The organism is Rossellomorea sp. QJM3NY_18 (assembly GCF_056173145.1).
Genome location: NZ_CM149659.1, coordinates 2,825,625 through 2,845,491, shown reverse-complemented (window position 1 = coordinate 2,845,491; position 19,867 = coordinate 2,825,625). Strand labels below are relative to the sequence as shown.

Sequence of the window (19,867 nt, the reverse complement as noted above, 5' to 3'; positions counted from 1 at the left end):
GAAGGAGGGGAACAAATGGCTGAAAAGTCAGCGCGTTCCAAACAAATAGCGTCAGAATTAACAGTTGATCAGGTGAAAGAATTTTTAGTAAACCAAGGTAAGAAAAGAGGAGTCCTCACATACGAAGATATTGCGGATAAATTATCCGGCTTCGAATTGGATTCCGATCAAATGGACGAATTCTATGAACACTTAGGTGAACAGGGTGTGGAAATCGTTAATGAAAGTGACGAAGATGATGATCCAGGTGCCACGGAGTTAGAGAAGGAAGAGGAAGAAGAGTTCAATCTGAATGATTTAAGTGTTCCTCCCGGGGTTAAGATAAATGATCCTGTACGTATGTACCTGAAAGAAATTGGGAGAGTCGATTTACTTTCTGCAGAGGAAGAGATCAGTCTTGCCAAGCGAATTGAAGATGGTGATGAGGAAGCGAAGCGACGTCTGGCTGAAGCGAACCTTAGACTCGTTGTCAGTATCGCAAAACGCTATGTTGGCCGCGGAATGCTATTTTTAGATCTTATCCAAGAAGGAAACATGGGCCTTATTAAAGCGGTGGAAAAGTTTGATTACCGGAAAGGGTACAAATTCAGTACGTATGCGACTTGGTGGATTCGACAAGCCATCACCCGTGCCATTGCTGACCAGGCAAGAACGATACGTATTCCGGTTCATATGGTTGAGACCATTAACAAGCTGATTCGCGTACAAAGACAGTTACTTCAAGACCTGGGCCGTGAACCTGCACCGGAAGAAATTGCTGAAGAAATGGATCTGACTCCTGAAAAGGTTCGTGAAATTCTCAAGATCGCTCAAGAACCAGTATCCCTTGAAACACCGATTGGTGAAGAAGATGATTCTCATCTCGGGGACTTCATTGAGGATGCAGAAGCTCAATCCCCTTCGGAACATGCAGCTTACGAACTGTTGAAAGAACAGCTTGAAGATGTCCTGGATACTCTTACAGACCGGGAAGAAAATGTTCTGCGGTTACGTTTTGGTCTGGATGATGGCAGAACCCGTACATTGGAAGAAGTGGGTAAAGTGTTCGGTGTTACCCGGGAACGTATTCGTCAAATCGAAGCGAAAGCCCTTCGGAAACTGCGCCATCCTAGCAGAAGCAAACGATTGAAAGACTTTCTGGAATAGAATCGCTCTTTACTGCCTCTATTGTGCTTAGAGGCAGTTTTTTTGTCCAATTTAAAGGGTTTTTCCTGATTGTTGCCGAATAGAACTAAAGGATGCAACTACAAAAGGTGTGACAAAAGTGACCAGAATAAAGGATTCAAAAACAGAGACCATTATCCATGAAATTCTTCTGTGGAAGCAAACGAAGATGCTTCCTGAACAATATTGTGACTATCTTCTTGCACTATATACGGAAGGAGCAGGGATCGATGACAATCAATCAGCGGAACCACAGAAAAAAACCTTCCTAAACGAATTCCTTATTTCCATTTCTACGTTAGTAATTTCATTATTTGTCATTTATTTTACTGAATTGTCAATCGTTTTGCAAACAGCGATTTTGGCAAGTTTTGTCGGATTATTAATGGGGGTAGGAATTTATTATACTAAGAAACAATTCTCGCCTTTACTTCTCTATACGGCAGCTGCGTGCATCCTGCTTCTTTCATCCATAGAAATAACGGAGAAGATCTTTGCAGGCAACACTTCGCGATTATACATAACCTTATTTATGAACTGTTTGATTTGGATAGGTGCAGGGGTGAAGTGGAGGCTGAATTATTTCACGCTGGCAGGATCGGTGGGATCGGCACTTGTAGGAATTTATATATTACTATAACTTCTGAAAATTTAAAAGTTTTTTAAAGTTGAGAAAATTCACGATTCCCTCTTATAATAAGAATGAGAGCGTATTCATAGATTCGTATGACTATGCTTGAAAGCGCTATCTGTACTGTAGAAGGCTGTGGCTTTCAGTCATCAAAGTTAGACAAGGGGGATAATGATGAATTTCGACTTAACACAAGAGCAAGCAATGATTAAGAAAACGATCAGGGAATTCGCTGAAGAAGAAGTGGCGCCCGGTGCGTTGGACCGTGACCGCACAAAGGAATTCCCAAAAGAAGTTTTCAAGAAACTTTCTGATCTGGGGATGATGGGACTTCCCTTTCCGGAGGACTATGGTGGAGCCGGAGCGGATACAGTAAGCTTTGCCATCGTAACAGAAGAACTCAGCCGTGCATGTGCTTCAACAGGGATTACGTACTCCGCCCATATTTCACTGGGAGGCGCCCCAATCAATTTATTTGGTACACACGAGCAGAAACAGGAATACTTAACGCCGATCTGTACAGGGGAATCATTTGGAGCTTTCGGCCTGACTGAACCCAATGCCGGTTCAGATGCGGGTGGAACCCAGACCACTGCTGAAGATAAAGGGGATAAATGGGTCATTAATGGGAATAAGTGTTATATCACCAATGCAAGTTATGCGAATCATCTCGCGTTAACGGCGATTACAGGCAGGAACAACGGGCATAAAGAAATTAGTGCCATCATCGTTCCTACTAAAGCCAAAGGTTTTACGGTCATCGATAATTATGAAAAAATGGGCCTTCATTCCTCCAATACAACTGAGCTGGTCCTTGAGGACGTGGAAGTCCCGAAGGAAAACCTTTTAGGGAAGCAGGGGGAAGGATTCAAGCAGTTCCTTGTCACTCTTGACGGGGGCAGAATCGGAATCGGGGCAATGGCTGTCGGTGTGGCTCAGGCTGCTTTTGACAAGGCTCTTCAATATTCGAAAGAAAGAAAACAATTCGGTAAAACGTTATCTCAATTTCAAGTTACACAATTTAAGCTGGCTGACATGGCAATGAAGATCGAACTCGCAAGGAACATGGTCCATAAAGCAGCCTGGTTGAAAGATCAGGGAAGACCATTTTCTAAAGAGGCTTCAATGTGTAAGCTTTACGCTTCGGAGATCAGTATGGAAGTAGCCGACGAAGCCATTCAGATCCATGGCGGATACGGTTACATGAAAGAGTATCATGTTGAGCGATACTTACGTGACGCGAAACTCCTTGAAATTGGAGAAGGCACATCAGAGGTGCAGAGAATGGTTATATCAAGGTTGATCGGCTGCCAATAGGGGCTAACTCCCATATAGGGAGGAGTGAGCTCTATCGGTCCACTGGGGGCTGATAGAGCTCACCTGTTTGTTAAGGGATACGTGAGAAGAAATTGAAGATGGAAACAGGAAAAAAGAAGGAAATGTGTCTAATTTGTGAGAAAGATGGAAAAGTTAATTGATAGTACTTTTACTTTGTCGGTTTTTACAGTAAAATATAAAGTGTTGAAAAGAGCACTAATTTTTGGATGTTGTACATAAAGGAGGTTAAAATCATGAATCGTAATCCAATCATTCCATTCGTACTGATCATGGCCCTTGGAATTGGTCTTGTTTTCTTCTTATCGATTGAAGGCCTTAACAATGCCGATGAAAAAGCGAAGGAAGAAAAGCATGGTGAGACTGCTGGCAAAGAAGGCGAAAAAGCTTCAAGCGGGGAGTTCGATCCGGAAGCTAAGTACAAGGAGTCTTGTGTATCTTGTCATGGTGGGAACTATGAAGGTGGCGCGGGTCCTGCTCTTAAAGGAACGAAGCTGTCAAAAGACGAGATCAAAGATAGAATCAAAAATGGTGGAGGGATCATGCCTGCTGGTCTTGTAGCAGATGAAAATCTTGATGCAATGGCAGACTGGATCAAATCACTTAAATAATCAATGAATAAAAAAGGTTCTTTGTCTTTGGGCAAAGAACTTTTTTTATATGGAAAAGTTGGTTAGAATGAGTATCAGATAAGCAGGACCAATAAAAATGAGTAAAGGTGAACAAATGAATATTCAACAATTATCAAAACGACTTGAAACAGTTGTTTCATACATACCGGAACAATCTAAAATTGCCGATATCGGTTCAGATCATGCCTACCTTCCCTGCTATGCAGTCAATAAAGGTATCGCTTCTTCTGCGATTGCCGGTGAGGTGGTAAAAGGCCCTTATCTTTCTGCGAAAAAACAAGTGGAAGATGCCGGATTGACCCGGGAGGTAGAAGTCAGATTAGGCAATGGTTTAGAAGTCATCTCTCCCGGTGAAGTCAATTGTATTACGATTGCGGGAATGGGTGGTGCATTGATTGCATCGATTTTGGAAGCAGGCAAGGACAAACTGACAGGCGGACCCAGATTGATCCTCCAGCCCAACGTGAGTGCGAAATCAATCAGGACGTGGCTGATGGATAATGAATGGGATCTGATCGGCGAGGAAATTCTTGAAGAAGATGATAAGTTATATGAAATTTTAATAGCAGAAAAAGGAAATCCACATACCCACTACTCCGAAGAACGTGAAAAAGAGTTACTGCTCGGGCCGTTCTTGATGAAGGATCGAAACGATGCATTCATTAAAAAATGGAATCAGGAACTCCGTCAGTGGAAGAATATCGTGAATAACATGGAAAAGGCAGAGCAGACTGAAGCGCTGGAAGTACGTAAAAATGAGCTTCTGCATAAAATCAAAATGGTTGAGGAGGTCCTTATCTCATGAAAACAGTGAACGGCCATGAAATAATTCAGCTTTTTGAGGAGTTCTCCCCAAAATATCTGGCTGAAAGCGGAGATCCCATCGGACTTCAAATCGGTAAGTTGAATGAGAAGGTTGAAAATGTCATGATCACCTTGGACGTGTTGGAAAATGTCGTGGATGAAGCGATCAAGAATAATGTCAAGTTGATCATTGCCCATCATCCCCCGTTATTTCGTCCCCTGAAATCTTTGCAAACTGATTCGTATCAGGGAAGAATGATTGAAAAGCTGATCAAACATGATATAGCCGTATATGCTGCCCATACCAATCTGGATGTGGCATCAGGCGGTGTGAATGATATGCTCGCTGCTAAGCTCCAGTTACAGGACCCTTCTGTCCTTATGCCTACCTATCAGGAAGAAATTCGTAAATTGGCTGTATATGTGCCCAAAGAACATGCAGGGGAACTGAGGGAGGCATTAGGGAAAGCCGGCGCCGGACATATCGGGAATTATTCCCATTGCAGCTTCTCCTCCGAGGGACAGGGGAGATTTCTACCCGGGGAGGGAACCGATCCTCATATAGGAAAGCAAGGCGCCCTTGAAGAGGTTATAGAAGAAAAGGTGGAGACGGTTTATCCTGTTTCCCTGGAGAAAAAAGTATTGAAAGCGATGTTTACCCATCATCCATATGAAGAGATCGCTTATGATATCTACTCCCTGGAAAACGGGTCTAAAGCCCTTGGACTGGGCAGGATAGGATATTTAGCAGAGGAAATGAGCCTGAAGGACTTTGCACTATTTGTGAAGAAAACAATAGGCATGGATGGAATCAGGTTGATTGGGGACGGGGAAGCAAAGGTGAAGAAAGTGGCGGTACTCGGCGGAGATGGAAATAAGTTCATCGGAAAAGCCAAGAGGCAGGGTGCCGATGTATTCGTTTCCGGTGATATCTATTATCACACGGCCCATGACGCCATGATGATGGGGCTCAATGTTGTGGATGCAGGTCATCACATTGAAAAAGTGATGAAAGAGGGAGTAGCCGCTCATTTAGCCAAAAGATGCTCGGAAAAAGGGTATATTGTGAATATCTTCGCTTCGAAAGCTGAAACGAACCCATTTACGTATATGTAAAAAAAGAAAGGCCCCTTGCCATTTCGCAAGGGGCCTTTCAGCACTCTTATTTTGTTCCCATTTTCGCTTTCCGGACTTTAGGGAGTATTTTATTTAAAGGGACATTGCGCTCTCTTGTCCAGGTGGATTCGTCATTTGGATCAAAAGCTTCCAGGAATTTAATGACTTCTTTTACAATCGGCGTTGGAGTGGACGCACCGGCCGTGACAGCGACGACACTCGCATCTTTGATCCATTCTACGTCTAGCTCACTGATGTCCGAAATGCGGTGGGCAGGTGTACCTGCGATATCAATCGACACTTGTGCAAGGCGATTGGAGTTATTGCTCTTCGGATCGCCGACGACAATGAGGACATCGGCATCCCCGGCCTGCTCTGCCACTGCCTCCTGCCGTACTTGTGTAGCCAGGCAGATTTCTTTGTGCAGTTCGACATGAGGATACATTTCCTTCACTTTATCCATTGTATCGAGCACATCCCATTGACTCATGGTCGTTTGGTTCGTCACGATGATCTTATCGTTGTCGATGGATAATTCTTCAACGTCGTCGGCTGTTTCGACGAGATGAACGATTTCGGGTGCGACACCGACCGCCCCCTCAGGCTCGGGGTGCCCCTTTTTCCCGATATAAATCACATCATAGCCCTCGGCTTCTTTGGCGCGGATCAAGTCATGTGTCTTTGTGACATCAGGGCAGGTAGCATCCAGCGTGACCAGTCCTTTTTGCTTGGCAATTTCTTTCACCTCAGGAGAGACTCCGTGGGCGGTGAAGATCACCGTTCCTTCCTTCACCTGTTCAATGATTTCTTTTCTATTGCTGCCATCGAGGGTGATGATACCGTCTTCTTCAAACGCATCCGTTACATGTTTGTTATGGACGATCATCCCAAGAATATAAATTGGACGAGGAAGCGATTTGTCTAATGCGGCATTTCTTGCAATGACCATTGCGTCTACCACACCATAACAATAGCCTCTCGGAGTAATCTTAACAATATCCATTTATAAATATCCTCCTACATGAGAGAGTCTTTTGTCTTCATTATAAAGGAGAAAGGTCCGTCTGACAAAGAGAACGAAGTGAAACGCTATTTTTACATGATATCCAATCATTGGATCCCTCAGGAGGCGCTTCAAAAAAATAATCCCTGTCAGGTGATGGAATACCTTTAGGGATGCGGCCTTTATATATATAGTTTTGGTTTTGATTGTGATTTAGACGGTGCGTCATCTTCCCAATCTTCTTCATCATTGATTTTTACAGAAGGTTTTTTTTTCTTTTTCTTAACAGGGATTTCTGCTTCAGGGATATCATCACTTTCTTCATTTTTTATCTCTGTCGATGGTTCATCAGGCGTTTCAGCCGACATATCCTTGAACCCGCGGTACAGCTTCCACAGAGAAGGGATATTTTTGACCATCGGACCGTATTGCTGAAACATCGGACCCAATTGCTGGGCTGTCTGCAACATTTGTTGAGTGTTAGACAGAAAGGAATTGACATTGCCGGGATTCAAGAGTGTTTGCATGATTCCCCCTGCTGCCTGCGGTGATCGCTCGAATCCGGTTTCACCGGCAGAAGACCTCGTAAATTGTTCTAGAAGTCCGCCACCGCCTGCATTGCGATTTTCTCCTTTTTTCAGGAACTTCGACAGCAACCCTTTGCCTTGCCCTCTGCCTCTTCCTCTTTGATTCATTCCCATATTAAAGCCTTGATTTGGATTTTGCCTTCCAAATTGAAAAGGCGGGGGCTGTGTCTGTCCGATCCCGAAATGATTCCTGCCAGATTGCTGCATGCCGAACCCGTTACCTTGCCGTTGTCCCAACCCGAAAGTGTTTTTCACGGGTTGCTGTAACCCGAATCCGTTACCCTGGCGCTGTCTCATTCCGAAAGGATTTCGCATATCCTGACCTTGGTTTCTCATTCTTCTAGGCGGCATAATGACAGCCTCCTTTCATTTCAATAAATTCGTTGTCATTATAGAGTATGCAACAGGTCAAAAAAGGGTATTGTGACAATAACATCTGAAATAAAATCAAGTTGACCTAGATGTTTTGCTGAAAATTGATTATAATGATTAGATGTTCTTTAAATATGACGCTTGCTAACGTTAAAATAAAATTCACTTTTATTATTAGGCAATTTTGTCAAAGGTTATTTTTCCTATAGCTCTGTCATTGAGTGTGTGCTGCAGGGTGAGGTGAACTACTTCGCTTTCCGCGGACGTACGGCCGAGCCTCCTCAGCTCTCGCTTCCGGGGTCTCGGCACGCCCGTTTTCCGCAGGAGTCTCCGCAGTTCACCTTACCCTCTAAACAAGTATTTGGTGACAGAGCTAAATGGGTATTATGGAAATCTGTGAGCAATAGATTTTTTACTATTAAAGATAATTAATCTGCTGTCTTAATAGGATGCTGGAAAGCGATTATGACATTGATAACAGTTATAGTAAATAATTCAACCATTGAAATTGATTGGAGCGGAAGGTGCTCGACTCCTGCGGGAAAAGCGGGAAAGTTGAGACCCCACAGGGCTTCAGCCCGAGGAGGCTCAACTCACGCCCCGCGGAAAGCGAGCACCTGGAGTGGAAATCAATTACTGCTCGCTTTTTTAATAGCAACAATGTTAAAGATAATAGCCTAATATAAACAAGTGATCCGTACATTTTATATAAATCTGTGGTGATGATGTGAACGGCATAGACATCCATCCCGATGACAGCGTAGATAAAAGGATATGAAGATAAAAGGAGATGTACTCAATGAAAAAGAATTTATTTCTGCAATTTGGATTTCAGTCTTTCATCACTGAAGCTGTAGAAGAACTGGGTTTCTATGAACCAACTGAAATCCAGAAGAAAATGATCCCTCTGATTTTAAAAGGACAAAGTGCGATCGGCCAATCTCAAACGGGAACGGGGAAAACCCACTCGTATCTATTACCGATCATCGAAAAGGTAGATGCAGCTGCTGAACAGGTACAAGCTGTCATCACTGCACCTACCCGTGAATTGGCACATCAGATTTATCAGGAAGTACTTAAGATTACAAAGGGTACTGAGATTGTATCCCGTTGCTATATCGGGGGGACGGACAAACAGAGAACGATCGAGAAGTTAAAACATCAGCCTCATATCGTTGTCGGCACGCCGGGACGGATCAATGACCTGGTGAAGGACCAGGCACTATTTGTCCATACAGCGAAGCTTCTTGTGATCGATGAAGCTGATTTGATGCTCGATATGGGATTCATTGAAGATGTGGATCAAATTGCTGCGAAGATGCCTGAAAAACTACAGATGTTAGTATTTTCTGCCACGATCCCGGAGAAGCTGAAGCCTTTCCTGAAGAAGTATATGGAAAATCCCCAGTATGCCCACGTGGAACCGGAACAGCTGTCGGCAAAAAATATTGAACACGTGATCGTACCTTTGAAGAGCCGTGATAAAACCAATCTCCTTTACAATATTTTAGTGGAGATAAATCCTTACTTAGGGATTGTGTTCACCAACACGAAGCAAAAGGCGGATGAAGTAGCCGATGCCCTGATTGCCAAAGGATTGAAGGTCGGCCGTATTCACGGTGATCTTTCTCCACGTGAGCGTAAGAAAATGATGAAACAAATACGGAACCTTGATTATCAATACATTGTGGCAACAGACCTTGCCGCCAGAGGGATCGACATCGAAGGGGTAAGCCATATCATCAACTATGAACTGCCTCAGGATCTGGATTTTTATGTTCATCGTTCAGGCCGTACAGCACGTGCGGGAAATAGCGGTATTGCCTTTACCATTTATACGCCTTCGGATGAAGATGCGCTGAATCGTCTGGAGAAGCTTGGAATCAGCTTTTCCCATCGGGACATTAAAAAAGGTGAATGGTCCGAGCTGCCTCCTCTGAACAAACGTAAAAACCGTCAAAAATCGAACGTTGATGAAATCGATGAAAAGGCGAAATCGTTAGTCCGTAAACCGAAGTCGGTTAAACCGGGATATAAAAAGAAAATGAAATATAAAATGGATCAAATCAAGAAGCGGGAAAGAAGAATAAAAAACAGAAACAAATAAGGGTTTGAACGTGATTCATTTGTACACATTCGATACAATAAAGAGAGATTTTCTTAGGAGTTGAGAAGAATGGTTAAGATTGGATCCCATGTTTCCATGAGTGGAAAGAATATGTTACTTGCTTCAAGTGAAGAAGCCGTTTCGTATGGTGCGAATACCTTTATGATTTATACAGGTGCACCACAGAACACGAGAAGAAAAAAAATCGAAGACCTGAATATTGAAGCGGGTCTTGCTCATATGAAAGAAAATGGAATAGAGGACATCATCGTGCATGCTCCTTATATCATCAACATCGGAAATACGACCAACCCGTCTACATTCGAATTGGGAATCAATTTCCTTCGCTCTGAAATGGAGCGCACAGAAGCGATCGGGGCAGGACAAATCGTCCTTCATCCTGGTGCTCATGTCGGTGCGGGAGCAGATAAGGGAATTGCGAAGATTATTGAAGGCCTTAACGAAGTATTGACCAAGGATCATAAAGTTCAAATTGCCCTTGAGACAATGGCCGGAAAAGGCTCTGAATGTGGGAGATCCTTTGAGGAAATCGCTCAGATCATGAATGGAGTAGAACTGAATGACCGCCTCTCCGTCTGCTTTGATACATGTCATACACATGATGCAGGATATAATATCGTAGAAGACTTCGATGGGGTATTGGAAGAATTCGATAAAATCGTAGGCATCGACCGCTTAAAAGTTCTTCACATAAATGATAGTAAGAATGAATGTGGAGCGGCTAAGGACCGACATGAAAACCTGGGATTTGGGCATATCGGATTCAAGGCACTGAATTATATTGTGCATCATCCGCAGCTAAAGGATATTCCGAAGATATTGGAAACACCTTATGTAGGGGAAGATAAGAAAAATAAAAAGCCTCCATATAAGTTTGAAATCGACATGCTTCGTAATCAAACCTTTGATGAAGAGGTATTGACGAAAATAGTGAATCAGTAAAGATTGGAGGAGGTCATGTCTCGAGACTTGAGGCCGCCTCCTCTTTCTTTATTTTCATTACCGGATAAGCTGCAAAAAGAGCTGGTTGATTTCCTTGGCTTTCCTAGGTCCGATGATCTTGGCCAGATCCTTCACCAATCTGCTTCTCTTCGTATCATCGAAGATATTGATGTTTTTCCCTTTCACGCTCTGAACGATACTTGTTGCCTGTTGCGACGTGAGAGAAATATTATATTGTTTTGCATACTTTAATAACTCATCATTTGTAATATGATTGATTTTGTGATTAATCACATTTTGTAATAGTTTCATGTATATCACTCCTCAAATGATACATATGTATCTCACATCAAGAAAGTGACACTTTTATTAGAAAATAAGTAAAAGGAAAGGAATTGACAATGACTCAAAGAGAACATAAGAAGGAAAGTCCCCTTCATTTTATTTATCGTTTGCTTTTCATAACGGTCGGAGCCGGTCTCGCCGCTGTATCGATTGAATTGTTCCTTGTTCCCAATAATATCATTGACGGGGGGATCATTGGTGTTTCACTGATCCTGGATTATTTGGTTTCCGATTCCATCCCTTTTCTTAACTTTTCAACCCTGTTGGTTCTGTTGAATCTTCCCTTTATGTATTCTGGCTACAAACATATCGGAAAGACGTTTGTTGTATCGTCATTGTTTGCGGTAGTGTCCCTGGCTGTCATTGAAAGTCTCCTTCACCATATAGATCCATTCGTAACCGAGGAGATATTGGCAACCGTCTTCGGTGGTCTGATTCTCGGAGTGGGTGTGGGGCTGGTCATCCGTCATGGGGGTTCACTCGACGGTACCGAGATCCTGGGGATCCTCATGACAAAGAAACTGCCTTTTTCCGTGGGTGAGTTTGTGATGTTCATGAATATTTTCATTTTTGGCTGGGCAGCATTCGTCTTCGGAATCGAAGAAGCGATGTATTCGGTCATGACATACTATATCGCATTTAAGACGATCGATACGGTCATTCAGGGGATGGACGAAACCAAAGCGGTCATCATCGTGTCTGATCATTACCTGGATGTGTCTGATGCAATCCTGCAAAGGCTCGGCAGGGGAACGACCATGTTAAAGGGGCGGGGAGGCTATACGGATAATGACAAAGAGGTCATATATGTCGTGGTCACCAGGCTTGAAGTAACGAAATTAAAATCGGTCGTTTCGGACGTGGATCCGGATGCATTCATCACCATCATGAGCACCCAGGAAACAAAAGGTGCACGTTTCAAATCTGCCATTCATTAATATGTAAAAAACCATCCCATTATGAAATGACAGGACCGTCCAAACAAGAGGGCGGTCCTTTTTGAATGAAGACCGGAATTATTTACAATTGATGTTGCATCCTGTATACTACCCTATGTACTTTTAAATCGTAATGATTCTTATAAAGAGAGTTGATAAATATGGATAAGACAAATCCAGTGATAAAAATAGAAGACGTAAATTTCCGCTATGAGCGTGAAAGAGTGCTTGAAGATATCAATTTGAGCATTCCAAGAGGTGCTTTTCTCGGAATCGTCGGGCCGAACGGTTCAGGGAAATCCACCTTATTGAAGCTTGTCCTTGGCCTGCTCCGGGTGAAGCAGGGGAATATTGAGCTGTTTGGGATCCCGCAGCATAAATTTAAACAATGGGACCGTATCGGCTTCGTATCGCAAAAGGCAAACAGCTTCAACACAGGATTTCCGGCTACCGTTTATGAAGTGGTAGCCAGTGGACTGGCGAAAAAGGCAGGATTGTTCAAGCGGGTTTCAGCAGCATATAAGCAAGATGTGATTCAAGCCATCGAATCAGTCGGCATGGGTGAGTTCGCCAAACGGAATATCGGAGAATTATCAGGTGGTCAGCAGCAGAGGGTCTTCATCGCAAGGGCCCTCGTGAGTCAGCCTGATGTGCTGATCCTCGATGAACCGACAGTGGGAGTCGACAGCCGTAACGTCCAAAACTTCTACGATATGTTAGAAACATTGAACAAAGAATTAGGTATCACACTTGTGCTGGTCACCCATGACATCGGGTCGATCTCTAATAAGGTGACACATGTTGCCTGCTTAAATAAACATTTACATTTCCATGGTAAAACAGAAGAGTTTGAAAAGCTCAAAGAAAATCAGCTTTCCTCTTTTTATGGTCATGATGTACATTTTTTGAATCATGAGCATGAACATCAACATTCATGATCGATCGGAGGGAAGAGAATGCTTCAGGCTATTTTTCAATATGAATTTTTACAAAATGCATTTCTGACAGGAATCCTTATCGGGATCATCGCTCCGTTACTGGGGGCATTCATCGTAGTAAGGAGATTATCCCTGATTGCCGATGCTTTGAGCCACGTGACGCTCTCAGGCATTGCGGCAAGTCTGTACTTAAGCAAAACGGTGCCCGGGTTTTCAGGGTTGAATCCCCTTTACTTCGGAATGGCTTTCTCCGTAATAGGTTCCTTATTCATAGAACGATTAAGAATGGTATACAAGCATTACCAGGAGCTTGCGATACCAATCATCCTGTCTGGGGGAATCGGGATAGGGGTCATATTTATTTCACTCGCAGATGGTTTCAACACGGATTTATTCAGTTACTTATTTGGGAGTGTCAGCGCAGTCAGCAGGGGGGATCTGTATCTGATTGGTGGAATCAGTGTCCTTGTCATCGGAGTGGTTTTCTTATTGTATAAAGAGTTGTTCCTATTATCATTTGATGAGGACCATGCAAAGGCATCCGGGATCCCTGCGAAGGCGATCCACTTTATCTTTATGATCATGGTCGCCCTCGTGATTGCGGCCTCCATGCGCATTGTGGGAATCCTTCTGGTATCGTCTCTAATGACATTGCCCGTTGCGGCAAGCATCAGGATTGCGAACGGTTTTAAACAGACGATCGGATATTCCCTTTTATTCGGGGAGATTTCGGTCATCGTCGGGTTAGTGAGTGCCTTCTATTTGAATCTTGCTCCCGGGGGAACGATTGTCATCACGGCCATTCTGATTCTCCTCTTGACGATCCTCATCAAGAAATTGAGGTCGTCCAGTCATTCTTCTAAAGGTGAGGTGTAGAAAGTGAATGTAACGGAAGCAATGGAACTGTTAAAAGCAAAAGGATATAAGCATACTGGGAAACGGCAGCAATTACTTGAGCTGTTCTCAAGCTCGAATAAATATTTAACGGCCAGGGACGTGCTGGAGTATATGAAAGCCGATTATCCCGGTCTGAGCTTTGATACCATTTATCGTAATTTAAGCCTTTTCGTAGAACTGGGCATACTGGAAGAAACAGAATTATCCAGTGAAAGGCATTTCCGGATTACGTGTGAAAGTCATCATCATCATCATCACTTCATTTGTATGGATTGTGGGAAAACGAAAGAAATTCATACATGTCCCATGGAAGCGTTGAAAGAAAATTTAGCTGAAACCGGCTATGATATATCAGGACATAAATTTGAAATCTACGGTAAATGTCCACAGTGTCAATAGGGATCCCTCGGGGTCTCTTTTTCTTTTGTACATCTTAACGTGTTTAACCTTGCGTAAAGGAGGGGAAAAATAGGTATATAGAAGGAATAGAGGAGATGTAGCCATGGAATCGGTCCCTTTCACACACTGCCCCACCAATAAAAAAAACTGCGTAAGTACGATAGACCTTACGTCTTACCACAGGATTGCACCCCTTCCCGTAAGCTGGGAAGTAGCAGAGGTGAAAGCAAGGATACACCAGACGCTGAATCAATTTGATCATGTGGAAATCAAGGAAGAAAGGACGCATTATGTGCATGCCGTCTTCACTTCCAAGTGGATGAAATTCAAGGATGACCTGGAGCTTTTTATTGATGAAAGTACCCATCTTTTGCATTTTAAGTCGGGTTCACGCCTTGGGTATTATGATTTCAAAGTGAATCGAAGGCGCGTGGAACGATTTAAATCCTTGTTTAAAAAGGCATAGAAAAGAGCCTCAGAATCGAGGCTCTTTTCTATGATCAACGTTGTTGCAACAGCCAGTTTTGTACCCAGGAATCCGCTTCCTTCCAGTCATTCACTCGAATGACTCCATCAGGGATCGGTTTTTGATTATAAGGCGTGTTAAATAATATAACCGGGATGGATAACTCTTCGGATATCGCTACTGCATTATCATGCTTATCTTCGAAGAAAATGTCGACTGCATGTTTTTTAGCAGTGGATATTTTATCGTGAGAACCGATCAATTCAATATGGTGATACATAAGGTCCTGTGCATCGAACCATTTCTTCGTAATATCGATGAGGTCGGTTCTTCTTGCACTGATAAAGTAAAGTTCGTGCTTCTCTTTCCATTGATCCAGGATCGTTTTTGCGCCGGGAGCAAGGGGAGATTCTTTGTAGATGAGCGGTTCTGCTTCTTTAAACCATTTTCCAAAGGTTTGGGGTGATATGTCCAAAACCTTTGTCAGTTCGTATTGGGTGATGTCTTGTAAGGTTAAATTCAATTGAAAATGATCATTTATGTGAGGCAGTAAAGATTCAGGTGACGTAACTGTCCCATCAATATCGATTCCAAAACGTTTCATTCTTTATCATACTCCCCTTTATAAAAACTCCTTCAAGTCTATCACATTCCTGCCCTATTTGGCAGAGCGCTGAAATGAGATGCCTTATTTCTTTAAAGAGTACATGCTTCGAAAGTTGATTGGAGTGGAAGGTGCTCGACTCCTGCGGGAAATGCGGGAAAGTTGAGACCCCGCAGGGCAAAGCCCGAGGAGGCTCAACTCACGCCCCGCGGAAAGCGAGCACCTGGAGCGGAAATCAGCTATTACATGTTTCTGGAAAATACCAACATACATTACTAAATGAAGGATTACATGACAAATACCGAATACCAATGGTTCTGATATCAAGATGAAAATTTGATCATAACAAAAATGACAAAGATTAGCATAGTAAAATGGCTGAACTGACACACAATAAGAAGGCTCCCAAACACAGAAAGTGAGGGATTGCTGTATGAGTGATGAACGACGCGAATTAAACAGCGTTGATCGAAATCTTCATGATATCGACGTGTATTACGACAATCCGGAAACAGATGTGAGTAGAGATGATTACCGTGAAGAAACAGCAGCAGAAATTGCTGCTCCAATGAATGTGAGCCGCGGCTTTGAAGATGATGCCACTGAAGATGCGACAACATCAGGTCGCGTGTTAGGATACTCTGCACTTGCACTATCCATTCTTTCCTTATTTATTCTCCCGGTCATCATGGGAGCAGCGGGGATCGTCCTTGGGTTTGTGGCAAGACGCAGGGGAGCAGAGATGCTCGGTGCCTGGGCAATCGGAATTGGGGCCGTATCGATAATCGTAGGATTATTTGTACTGCCGTTCTTTTAAACTAAATCGTTTTTCTTGAAATTGGGAGCGTTTCAGGAAACTAAAAAAGAGGGCTGATCATTGATCAGTCCTCTTTCATTCACAGGGTTAGACTTGCTCCTGCTCTTTCTTTTCGGCTTCCTGCTTTGCGAAGTATTCTTCCGCAATCTTGTCAATTTCTTTCTTTAATTCCTCTACCATGGTCTCTTCAGGTACTTTACGTACGGTTTTTCCCTTACGGAATAGGAGTCCTTCCCCTCTGGCACCGGCAATCCCGATGTCAGCCTCTCTGGCTTCACCAGGTCCATTCACTGCACATCCCAGCACAGCGACCTTGATCGGTGCTTTAATCGTGGAAATGTATTCTTCCACCTCATTGGCAATTGAAATCAGGTCAATTTCAATACGGCCGCAAGTCGGGCACGAAATCAATGTAGCGGCATTTGCCGCCAATCCAAATGACTTCAATAATTCTCTTGCCACTTTCACTTCTTCGACGGGATCCGCACTCAAGGAAATCCGGACCGTGTTACCGATCCCGAGACTCAGGATGGCTCCAAGGCCAGCGGCACTTTTAACGGTACCTGCAAACAGAGTGCCTGATTCTGTGATCCCGAGGTGAAGCGGGTAGTCGAAGGCTTTCGCAGCTTTCGTGTAAGCCTCGATGGCTAAATTCACGTCAGAGGCCTTCATGGATACGATGATGTCATGGAAATCGAGGTCTTCAAGGATTTTAATATGGTGAAGGGCACTTTCCACCATTCCATCAGCTGTCGGGTATCCGTATTTCTCAAGGATTTTTCTTTCCAGGCTCCCTGCGTTCACTCCGATTCGAATCGGGATGCCTTTTTCTTTTGCTGCCTTGACTACTGCCTCGACTTTTTCACGGCGTCCGATATTCCCTGGATTGATCCGGATTTTATCAGCTCCGCCTTCAATGGCTTTCAGGGCTAATTTATAGTCAAAATGTATATCGACAACAAGCGGGATGTTGATTTGCTTCTTAATATCAGCAATGGCGTCGGCTGCACGTTCATCCGGGCATGCGACACGTACGACCTGGCATCCTGCTTCTTCCAGACGGTGAATTTCTTTAACCGTTGCTTCAACATCATGCGTTTTGGTCGTGGTCATACTTTGGATGACCACTTCGTTATTACCGCCGATCGTTAAATTTCCTACTTTGACAGGACGTGTTTTTGTACGATGTATAATTTCACTCAAGTGTAATTCGCTCCTTTAGAAAGGTTCTCAAAGTTTCATTATAAGTAATACGAAGCTATTGTAACAGTGTTTTGTGTAAAATGACAAGAAATAGGTGTTTATTACATGGCCAAGTCATTGATAATTCGGTATTTTATAGGTTTTCCCTATTTGGATCTTGGCCGGGGAGACATCATTCAATTCTTCAAAGTCGGTGATCACCTGGTCGATGGAAACGGGAATGGATCCATCAATAAGATCTTCCACAAGGCTCAATACGGTATCGCCCGGTTTCACTTCCATTTCTACATAAGAAAGGGAGGAGGGATCTTCTTCTCTTTTAACAGGTTCTTGAGGGAGTTCCCCTTGATTCCCATTCACTAGGGGATGTGAGGTGGCGACTGTCGCTTCTTTATACAGCAGACGTAACGTCCCCTTATTTAAATCATAATAAACACTGTATAGAAGAATGATAATACCAAAGAAAATTGCCATTCGTTTCATCTATATTTCCTCCCGATTAGTGTGATGTCTGAATGGACCCATGAAGGAGTTGTGTGATATGAGAGAGAAGCTTCTCCCATTTGTGATCGGTTTACTGCCCATACTGATGGTACTCGGGAATTCCATGCTGATTCCCATTCTTCCTGACATTGAAGCAGATTTGCATTTAGGGGGCAGATGGTCCGGATTCATTTTAAGTTCATTTACAATCCCTGCAGCTTTGGTCATCCCCTTTGCAGGGATATTGTCTGATCGCTATGGGCGTAAACGGTTAATCAGCATTTCTTTATGGATTATGGTTCTTGGAAGTATACTGTGTATCTTTAACGGAGATGTCATTGGCCTCTTTATGTTCGGCAGAGGACTGCAAGGTGTTGGTGCAGCTGGGACGATGCCTCTCGCTATGGCATTGATCGGTGATCTTTATCAGGGGGAGGAGCGCTCAAGGATGCTTGGTTCATTGGAGGTATTCAATGGTATCGGCAAAGTTGCAGCTCCACTTATTGGTGCCACCCTCGCCCAATTTGTTCTTTGGGATCAGTCTTTTTGGGTGTTCCCGGTGATTTCTTTAGTGATCTTAGTCGGTCTGCGCCATACAGTTAATTCAAAAAAAGGTGTTCGGAAATTGGATGTGAAAGCATTCATCGCCGTTTTTTTATCAAAGGGAAGGCTGCTGATCCCTCTCTATGTCATCGGGGGAACGGGCTTATTTTTATTATTCGGCATTCTCTTCTATCTTTCCTACCATATTGAAAATACTTTTCATATTGATGGGTTTTTCAAAGGGTTTTCGTTCATTTTCCCTCTTGGTGCGATGACGATCTGTTCGTATTGGTGCGGAAAAAGATTGAAGACCGATGAGGAATTGGGTTGGACCTATTTGAAATGTGGGCTAATCACGATGAGCATCCCTTTAGGATTATTGATCTTTTTTTCTTCATTGGGATCTTTGATGTTTTTTCTCACCATAAGCTTTGGGGGATTAGGGTTGATTCTTCCTGTCATCAATACGTTCATTACGGGAAGCGTATCTGAACAAGAAAGGGGGATGGTCGTCAGTCTTTATGGTGCTGTAAGATTCGGAGGTGTGGCTTTGGGCCCTGTTGCCTTCGGCGTGTGGAGGCAGGATCCGACACATATGTATATCATCACATTTGGATTCACATTGATGAATATCCTCCTATTTGCATTTCTTGCTATACGGACAAAAGGGGAGGTCCGTACTGAAATCTAATAGACCGTTCAACGAACAAAAGTCCCCGTCAAGTGGAAACGGGGACTTTGTTTAATGGCGTATTTTCCTTTGAGGGATTTCCTTCACTACTAAATACAGGATGACGGTAATGACAAACCAGTCCAATATTGGAGCAGCGGGGATCCTGGTTTGTAATAATTCCATTAGGGTAAAAAATACGGTAGAAACCGAAGCCGCATAAGCAGTGATGCGAAAGCTTTGGCGGTATTGTACATTTCGTTTCAGGATATTTGCAAAAGTAACACCGATGATGGCGAAAATGGTTACTTTTAAGAATGTCATTCCGGAGGTGAACACATAAAGAATGCTTAATGCCACGGGGATCAATATCCATTTCAGATCGTTGAGTGAATTCAGGATGTCGAGTAACTCATCCTTTGTTACAGTGCCGTCACCAAACAATGTATAGGATGAGGACTGAACATGTCCCTGGCTTATGACCACAAAGTCATTCTTAAGGAAGGCAACCGTATTTTCATTCCTGTCAAGGTTTCCTTCTTTCATTTGACCAGTATCATCCAAGATGATGGTGATGCCATCTTTCTCGAGGGTCACGGGTTCAGACTGATCAGATGATAAGGTGCCATTCTCGATTGAAAACGATGGCAGTTCTTTATCCAGAATTAATGTATCAAGGGCATTGGTTGCGAACGATACAAATTGTACAGCTACAGGAATGATGGATATAAGAGCAAGCAAAAAAATGAAACGGATCGTCTTACCGATTCCCTGGAAACGGAATTTTGCAATATCTTTTGGGGAATAGATACTTTTATACAATTGCTGAAATACATTCATTTAAATTTTT

General features: G+C 43.3%; 22 protein-coding genes. 15 read left to right on the top strand and 7 right to left on the bottom strand.

The annotated features are described in order from the left end of the window. Window positions 1–15: 15 nt before the first annotated feature. The 6 genes from rpoD to AC0VXY_RS14710 all read left to right on the top strand — a co-directional run bounded on the left by rpoD (window position 16) and on the right by AC0VXY_RS14710 (window position 5,682). Complete coding sequence (gene rpoD / locus AC0VXY_RS14735) at window positions 16–1,146, top strand: RNA polymerase sigma factor RpoD (RefSeq protein WP_435990108.1); 1,131 nt, start codon at window positions 16–18, stop codon at window positions 1,144–1,146. A gap of 118 nt (window positions 1,147–1,264) precedes the next feature. Further along, on the top strand, window positions 1,265–1,804 hold the full coding sequence (locus AC0VXY_RS14730) for a hypothetical protein (protein ID WP_475525681.1): 540 nt from the start codon (window positions 1,265–1,267) through the stop codon (window positions 1,802–1,804). A 165-nt stretch (window positions 1,805–1,969) separates the two neighbouring features. Next, window positions 1,970–3,112: an acyl-CoA dehydrogenase family protein gene (locus tag AC0VXY_RS14725; protein ID WP_475527872.1), complete on the top strand. Its 1,143-nt coding sequence runs from the start codon at window positions 1,970–1,972 to the stop codon at window positions 3,110–3,112. A gap of 254 nt (window positions 3,113–3,366) precedes the next feature. Next, a complete protein-coding gene (gene cccA, locus AC0VXY_RS14720) occupies window positions 3,367–3,741 on the top strand; it encodes a cytochrome c550 (RefSeq protein WP_435990111.1) in 375 nt (124 codons plus the stop codon). A 115-nt stretch (window positions 3,742–3,856) separates the two neighbouring features. Continuing rightward, entirely contained in the window at window positions 3,857–4,567 is a 711-nt protein-coding gene (locus tag AC0VXY_RS14715; protein WP_435994463.1) for a tRNA (adenine(22)-N(1))-methyltransferase, read from the top strand. Continuing rightward, window positions 4,564–5,682, top strand: a complete 1,119-nt coding sequence (locus tag AC0VXY_RS14710; RefSeq protein WP_475525680.1) for a Nif3-like dinuclear metal center hexameric protein — start codon at window positions 4,564–4,566, stop codon at window positions 5,680–5,682. Before AC0VXY_RS14715 ends, AC0VXY_RS14710 begins: the two co-directional genes overlap by 4 nt. Before the next feature lie 46 nt (window positions 5,683–5,728). On the opposite strand, the gene AC0VXY_RS14705 is transcribed toward AC0VXY_RS14710, so the two are convergent. Both AC0VXY_RS14705 and vrrA read right to left on the bottom strand, forming a co-directional pair. Then, window positions 5,729–6,685: a 4-hydroxy-3-methylbut-2-enyl diphosphate reductase gene (locus tag AC0VXY_RS14705; RefSeq protein WP_475525679.1), complete on the bottom strand. Its 957-nt coding sequence runs from the start codon at window positions 6,683–6,685 to the stop codon at window positions 5,729–5,731. A gap of 182 nt (window positions 6,686–6,867) precedes the next feature. Further along, complete coding sequence (gene vrrA, locus AC0VXY_RS14700) at window positions 6,868–7,608, bottom strand: VrrA/YqfQ family protein (RefSeq protein WP_475525678.1); 741 nt, start codon at window positions 7,606–7,608, stop codon at window positions 6,868–6,870. A gap of 835 nt (window positions 7,609–8,443) precedes the next feature. Here vrrA and AC0VXY_RS14695 point away from each other — a divergent pair. Then, complete coding sequence (locus AC0VXY_RS14695; protein ID WP_475525677.1) at window positions 8,444–9,751, top strand: DEAD/DEAH box helicase; 1,308 nt, start codon at window positions 8,444–8,446, stop codon at window positions 9,749–9,751. Window positions 9,752–9,820: 69 nt separating this feature from the next. Further along, window positions 9,821–10,714 (top strand): deoxyribonuclease IV, encoded by an 894-nt coding sequence (locus AC0VXY_RS14690; protein ID WP_475525676.1) that lies wholly within the window; start codon window positions 9,821–9,823, stop codon window positions 10,712–10,714. 57 nt (window positions 10,715–10,771) lie between these two features. Here AC0VXY_RS14690 and AC0VXY_RS14685 read toward each other — a convergent pair whose 3' ends face one another. Then, window positions 10,772–11,026 (bottom strand): DUF2624 domain-containing protein, encoded by a 255-nt coding sequence (locus AC0VXY_RS14685; RefSeq protein WP_435990117.1) that lies wholly within the window; start codon window positions 11,024–11,026, stop codon window positions 10,772–10,774. Between the two features lie 89 nt (window positions 11,027–11,115). Here AC0VXY_RS14685 and AC0VXY_RS14680 point away from each other — a divergent pair, with 89 nt between their 5' ends. The 5 genes from AC0VXY_RS14680 (at window position 11,116) to AC0VXY_RS14660 (ending at window position 14,697) form a co-directional block, all read left to right on the top strand. Then, entirely contained in the window at window positions 11,116–11,997 is an 882-nt protein-coding gene (locus tag AC0VXY_RS14680) for a YitT family protein (RefSeq protein WP_475525674.1), read from the top strand. A 161-nt stretch (window positions 11,998–12,158) separates the two neighbouring features. Then, complete coding sequence (locus AC0VXY_RS14675) at window positions 12,159–12,935, top strand: metal ABC transporter ATP-binding protein (RefSeq protein ID WP_475525673.1); 777 nt, start codon at window positions 12,159–12,161, stop codon at window positions 12,933–12,935. An 18-nt stretch (window positions 12,936–12,953) separates the two neighbouring features. Beyond that, a complete protein-coding gene (locus tag AC0VXY_RS14670; RefSeq protein WP_435990120.1) occupies window positions 12,954–13,811 on the top strand; it encodes a metal ABC transporter permease in 858 nt (285 codons plus the stop codon). 3 nt (window positions 13,812–13,814) lie between these two features. Then, window positions 13,815–14,231: a Fur family transcriptional regulator gene (locus AC0VXY_RS14665; protein ID WP_475525672.1), complete on the top strand. Its 417-nt coding sequence runs from the start codon at window positions 13,815–13,817 to the stop codon at window positions 14,229–14,231. 103 nt (window positions 14,232–14,334) lie between these two features. Further along, window positions 14,335–14,697 (top strand): DUF1499 domain-containing protein, encoded by a 363-nt coding sequence (locus tag AC0VXY_RS14660; protein WP_475525671.1) that lies wholly within the window; start codon window positions 14,335–14,337, stop codon window positions 14,695–14,697. Window positions 14,698–14,731: 34 nt separating this feature from the next. On the opposite strand, the gene AC0VXY_RS14655 is transcribed toward AC0VXY_RS14660, so the two are convergent. Further along, complete coding sequence (locus AC0VXY_RS14655; protein ID WP_475525670.1) at window positions 14,732–15,301, bottom strand: hypothetical protein; 570 nt, start codon at window positions 15,299–15,301, stop codon at window positions 14,732–14,734. A 433-nt stretch (window positions 15,302–15,734) separates the two neighbouring features. Here AC0VXY_RS14655 and AC0VXY_RS14650 point away from each other — a divergent pair, with 433 nt between their 5' ends. Continuing rightward, a complete protein-coding gene (locus AC0VXY_RS14650; RefSeq protein WP_475525669.1) occupies window positions 15,735–16,118 on the top strand; it encodes a DUF4190 domain-containing protein in 384 nt (127 codons plus the stop codon). A gap of 87 nt (window positions 16,119–16,205) precedes the next feature. Here the strand turns inward: AC0VXY_RS14650 and ispG are convergent, their stop codons facing one another. Together ispG and AC0VXY_RS14640 are read right to left on the bottom strand one after the other, a co-directional pair. Next, window positions 16,206–17,312, bottom strand: a complete 1,107-nt coding sequence (gene ispG, locus AC0VXY_RS14645) for a flavodoxin-dependent (E)-4-hydroxy-3-methylbut-2-enyl-diphosphate synthase (RefSeq protein ID WP_142245354.1) — start codon at window positions 17,310–17,312, stop codon at window positions 16,206–16,208. Between the two features lie 123 nt (window positions 17,313–17,435). Further along, window positions 17,436–17,804: a hypothetical protein gene (locus AC0VXY_RS14640; RefSeq protein ID WP_475525668.1), complete on the bottom strand. Its 369-nt coding sequence runs from the start codon at window positions 17,802–17,804 to the stop codon at window positions 17,436–17,438. Between the two features lie 58 nt (window positions 17,805–17,862). Here AC0VXY_RS14640 and AC0VXY_RS14635 point away from each other — a divergent pair, with 58 nt between their 5' ends. Beyond that, window positions 17,863–19,038: an MFS transporter gene (locus AC0VXY_RS14635; protein ID WP_475525667.1), complete on the top strand. Its 1,176-nt coding sequence runs from the start codon at window positions 17,863–17,865 to the stop codon at window positions 19,036–19,038. A 51-nt stretch (window positions 19,039–19,089) separates the two neighbouring features. On the opposite strand, the gene AC0VXY_RS14630 is transcribed toward AC0VXY_RS14635, so the two are convergent. Further along, entirely contained in the window at window positions 19,090–19,857 is a 768-nt protein-coding gene (locus AC0VXY_RS14630) for a DUF1189 domain-containing protein (RefSeq protein WP_475525666.1), read from the bottom strand. Window positions 19,858–19,867: the final 10 nt, after the last annotated feature.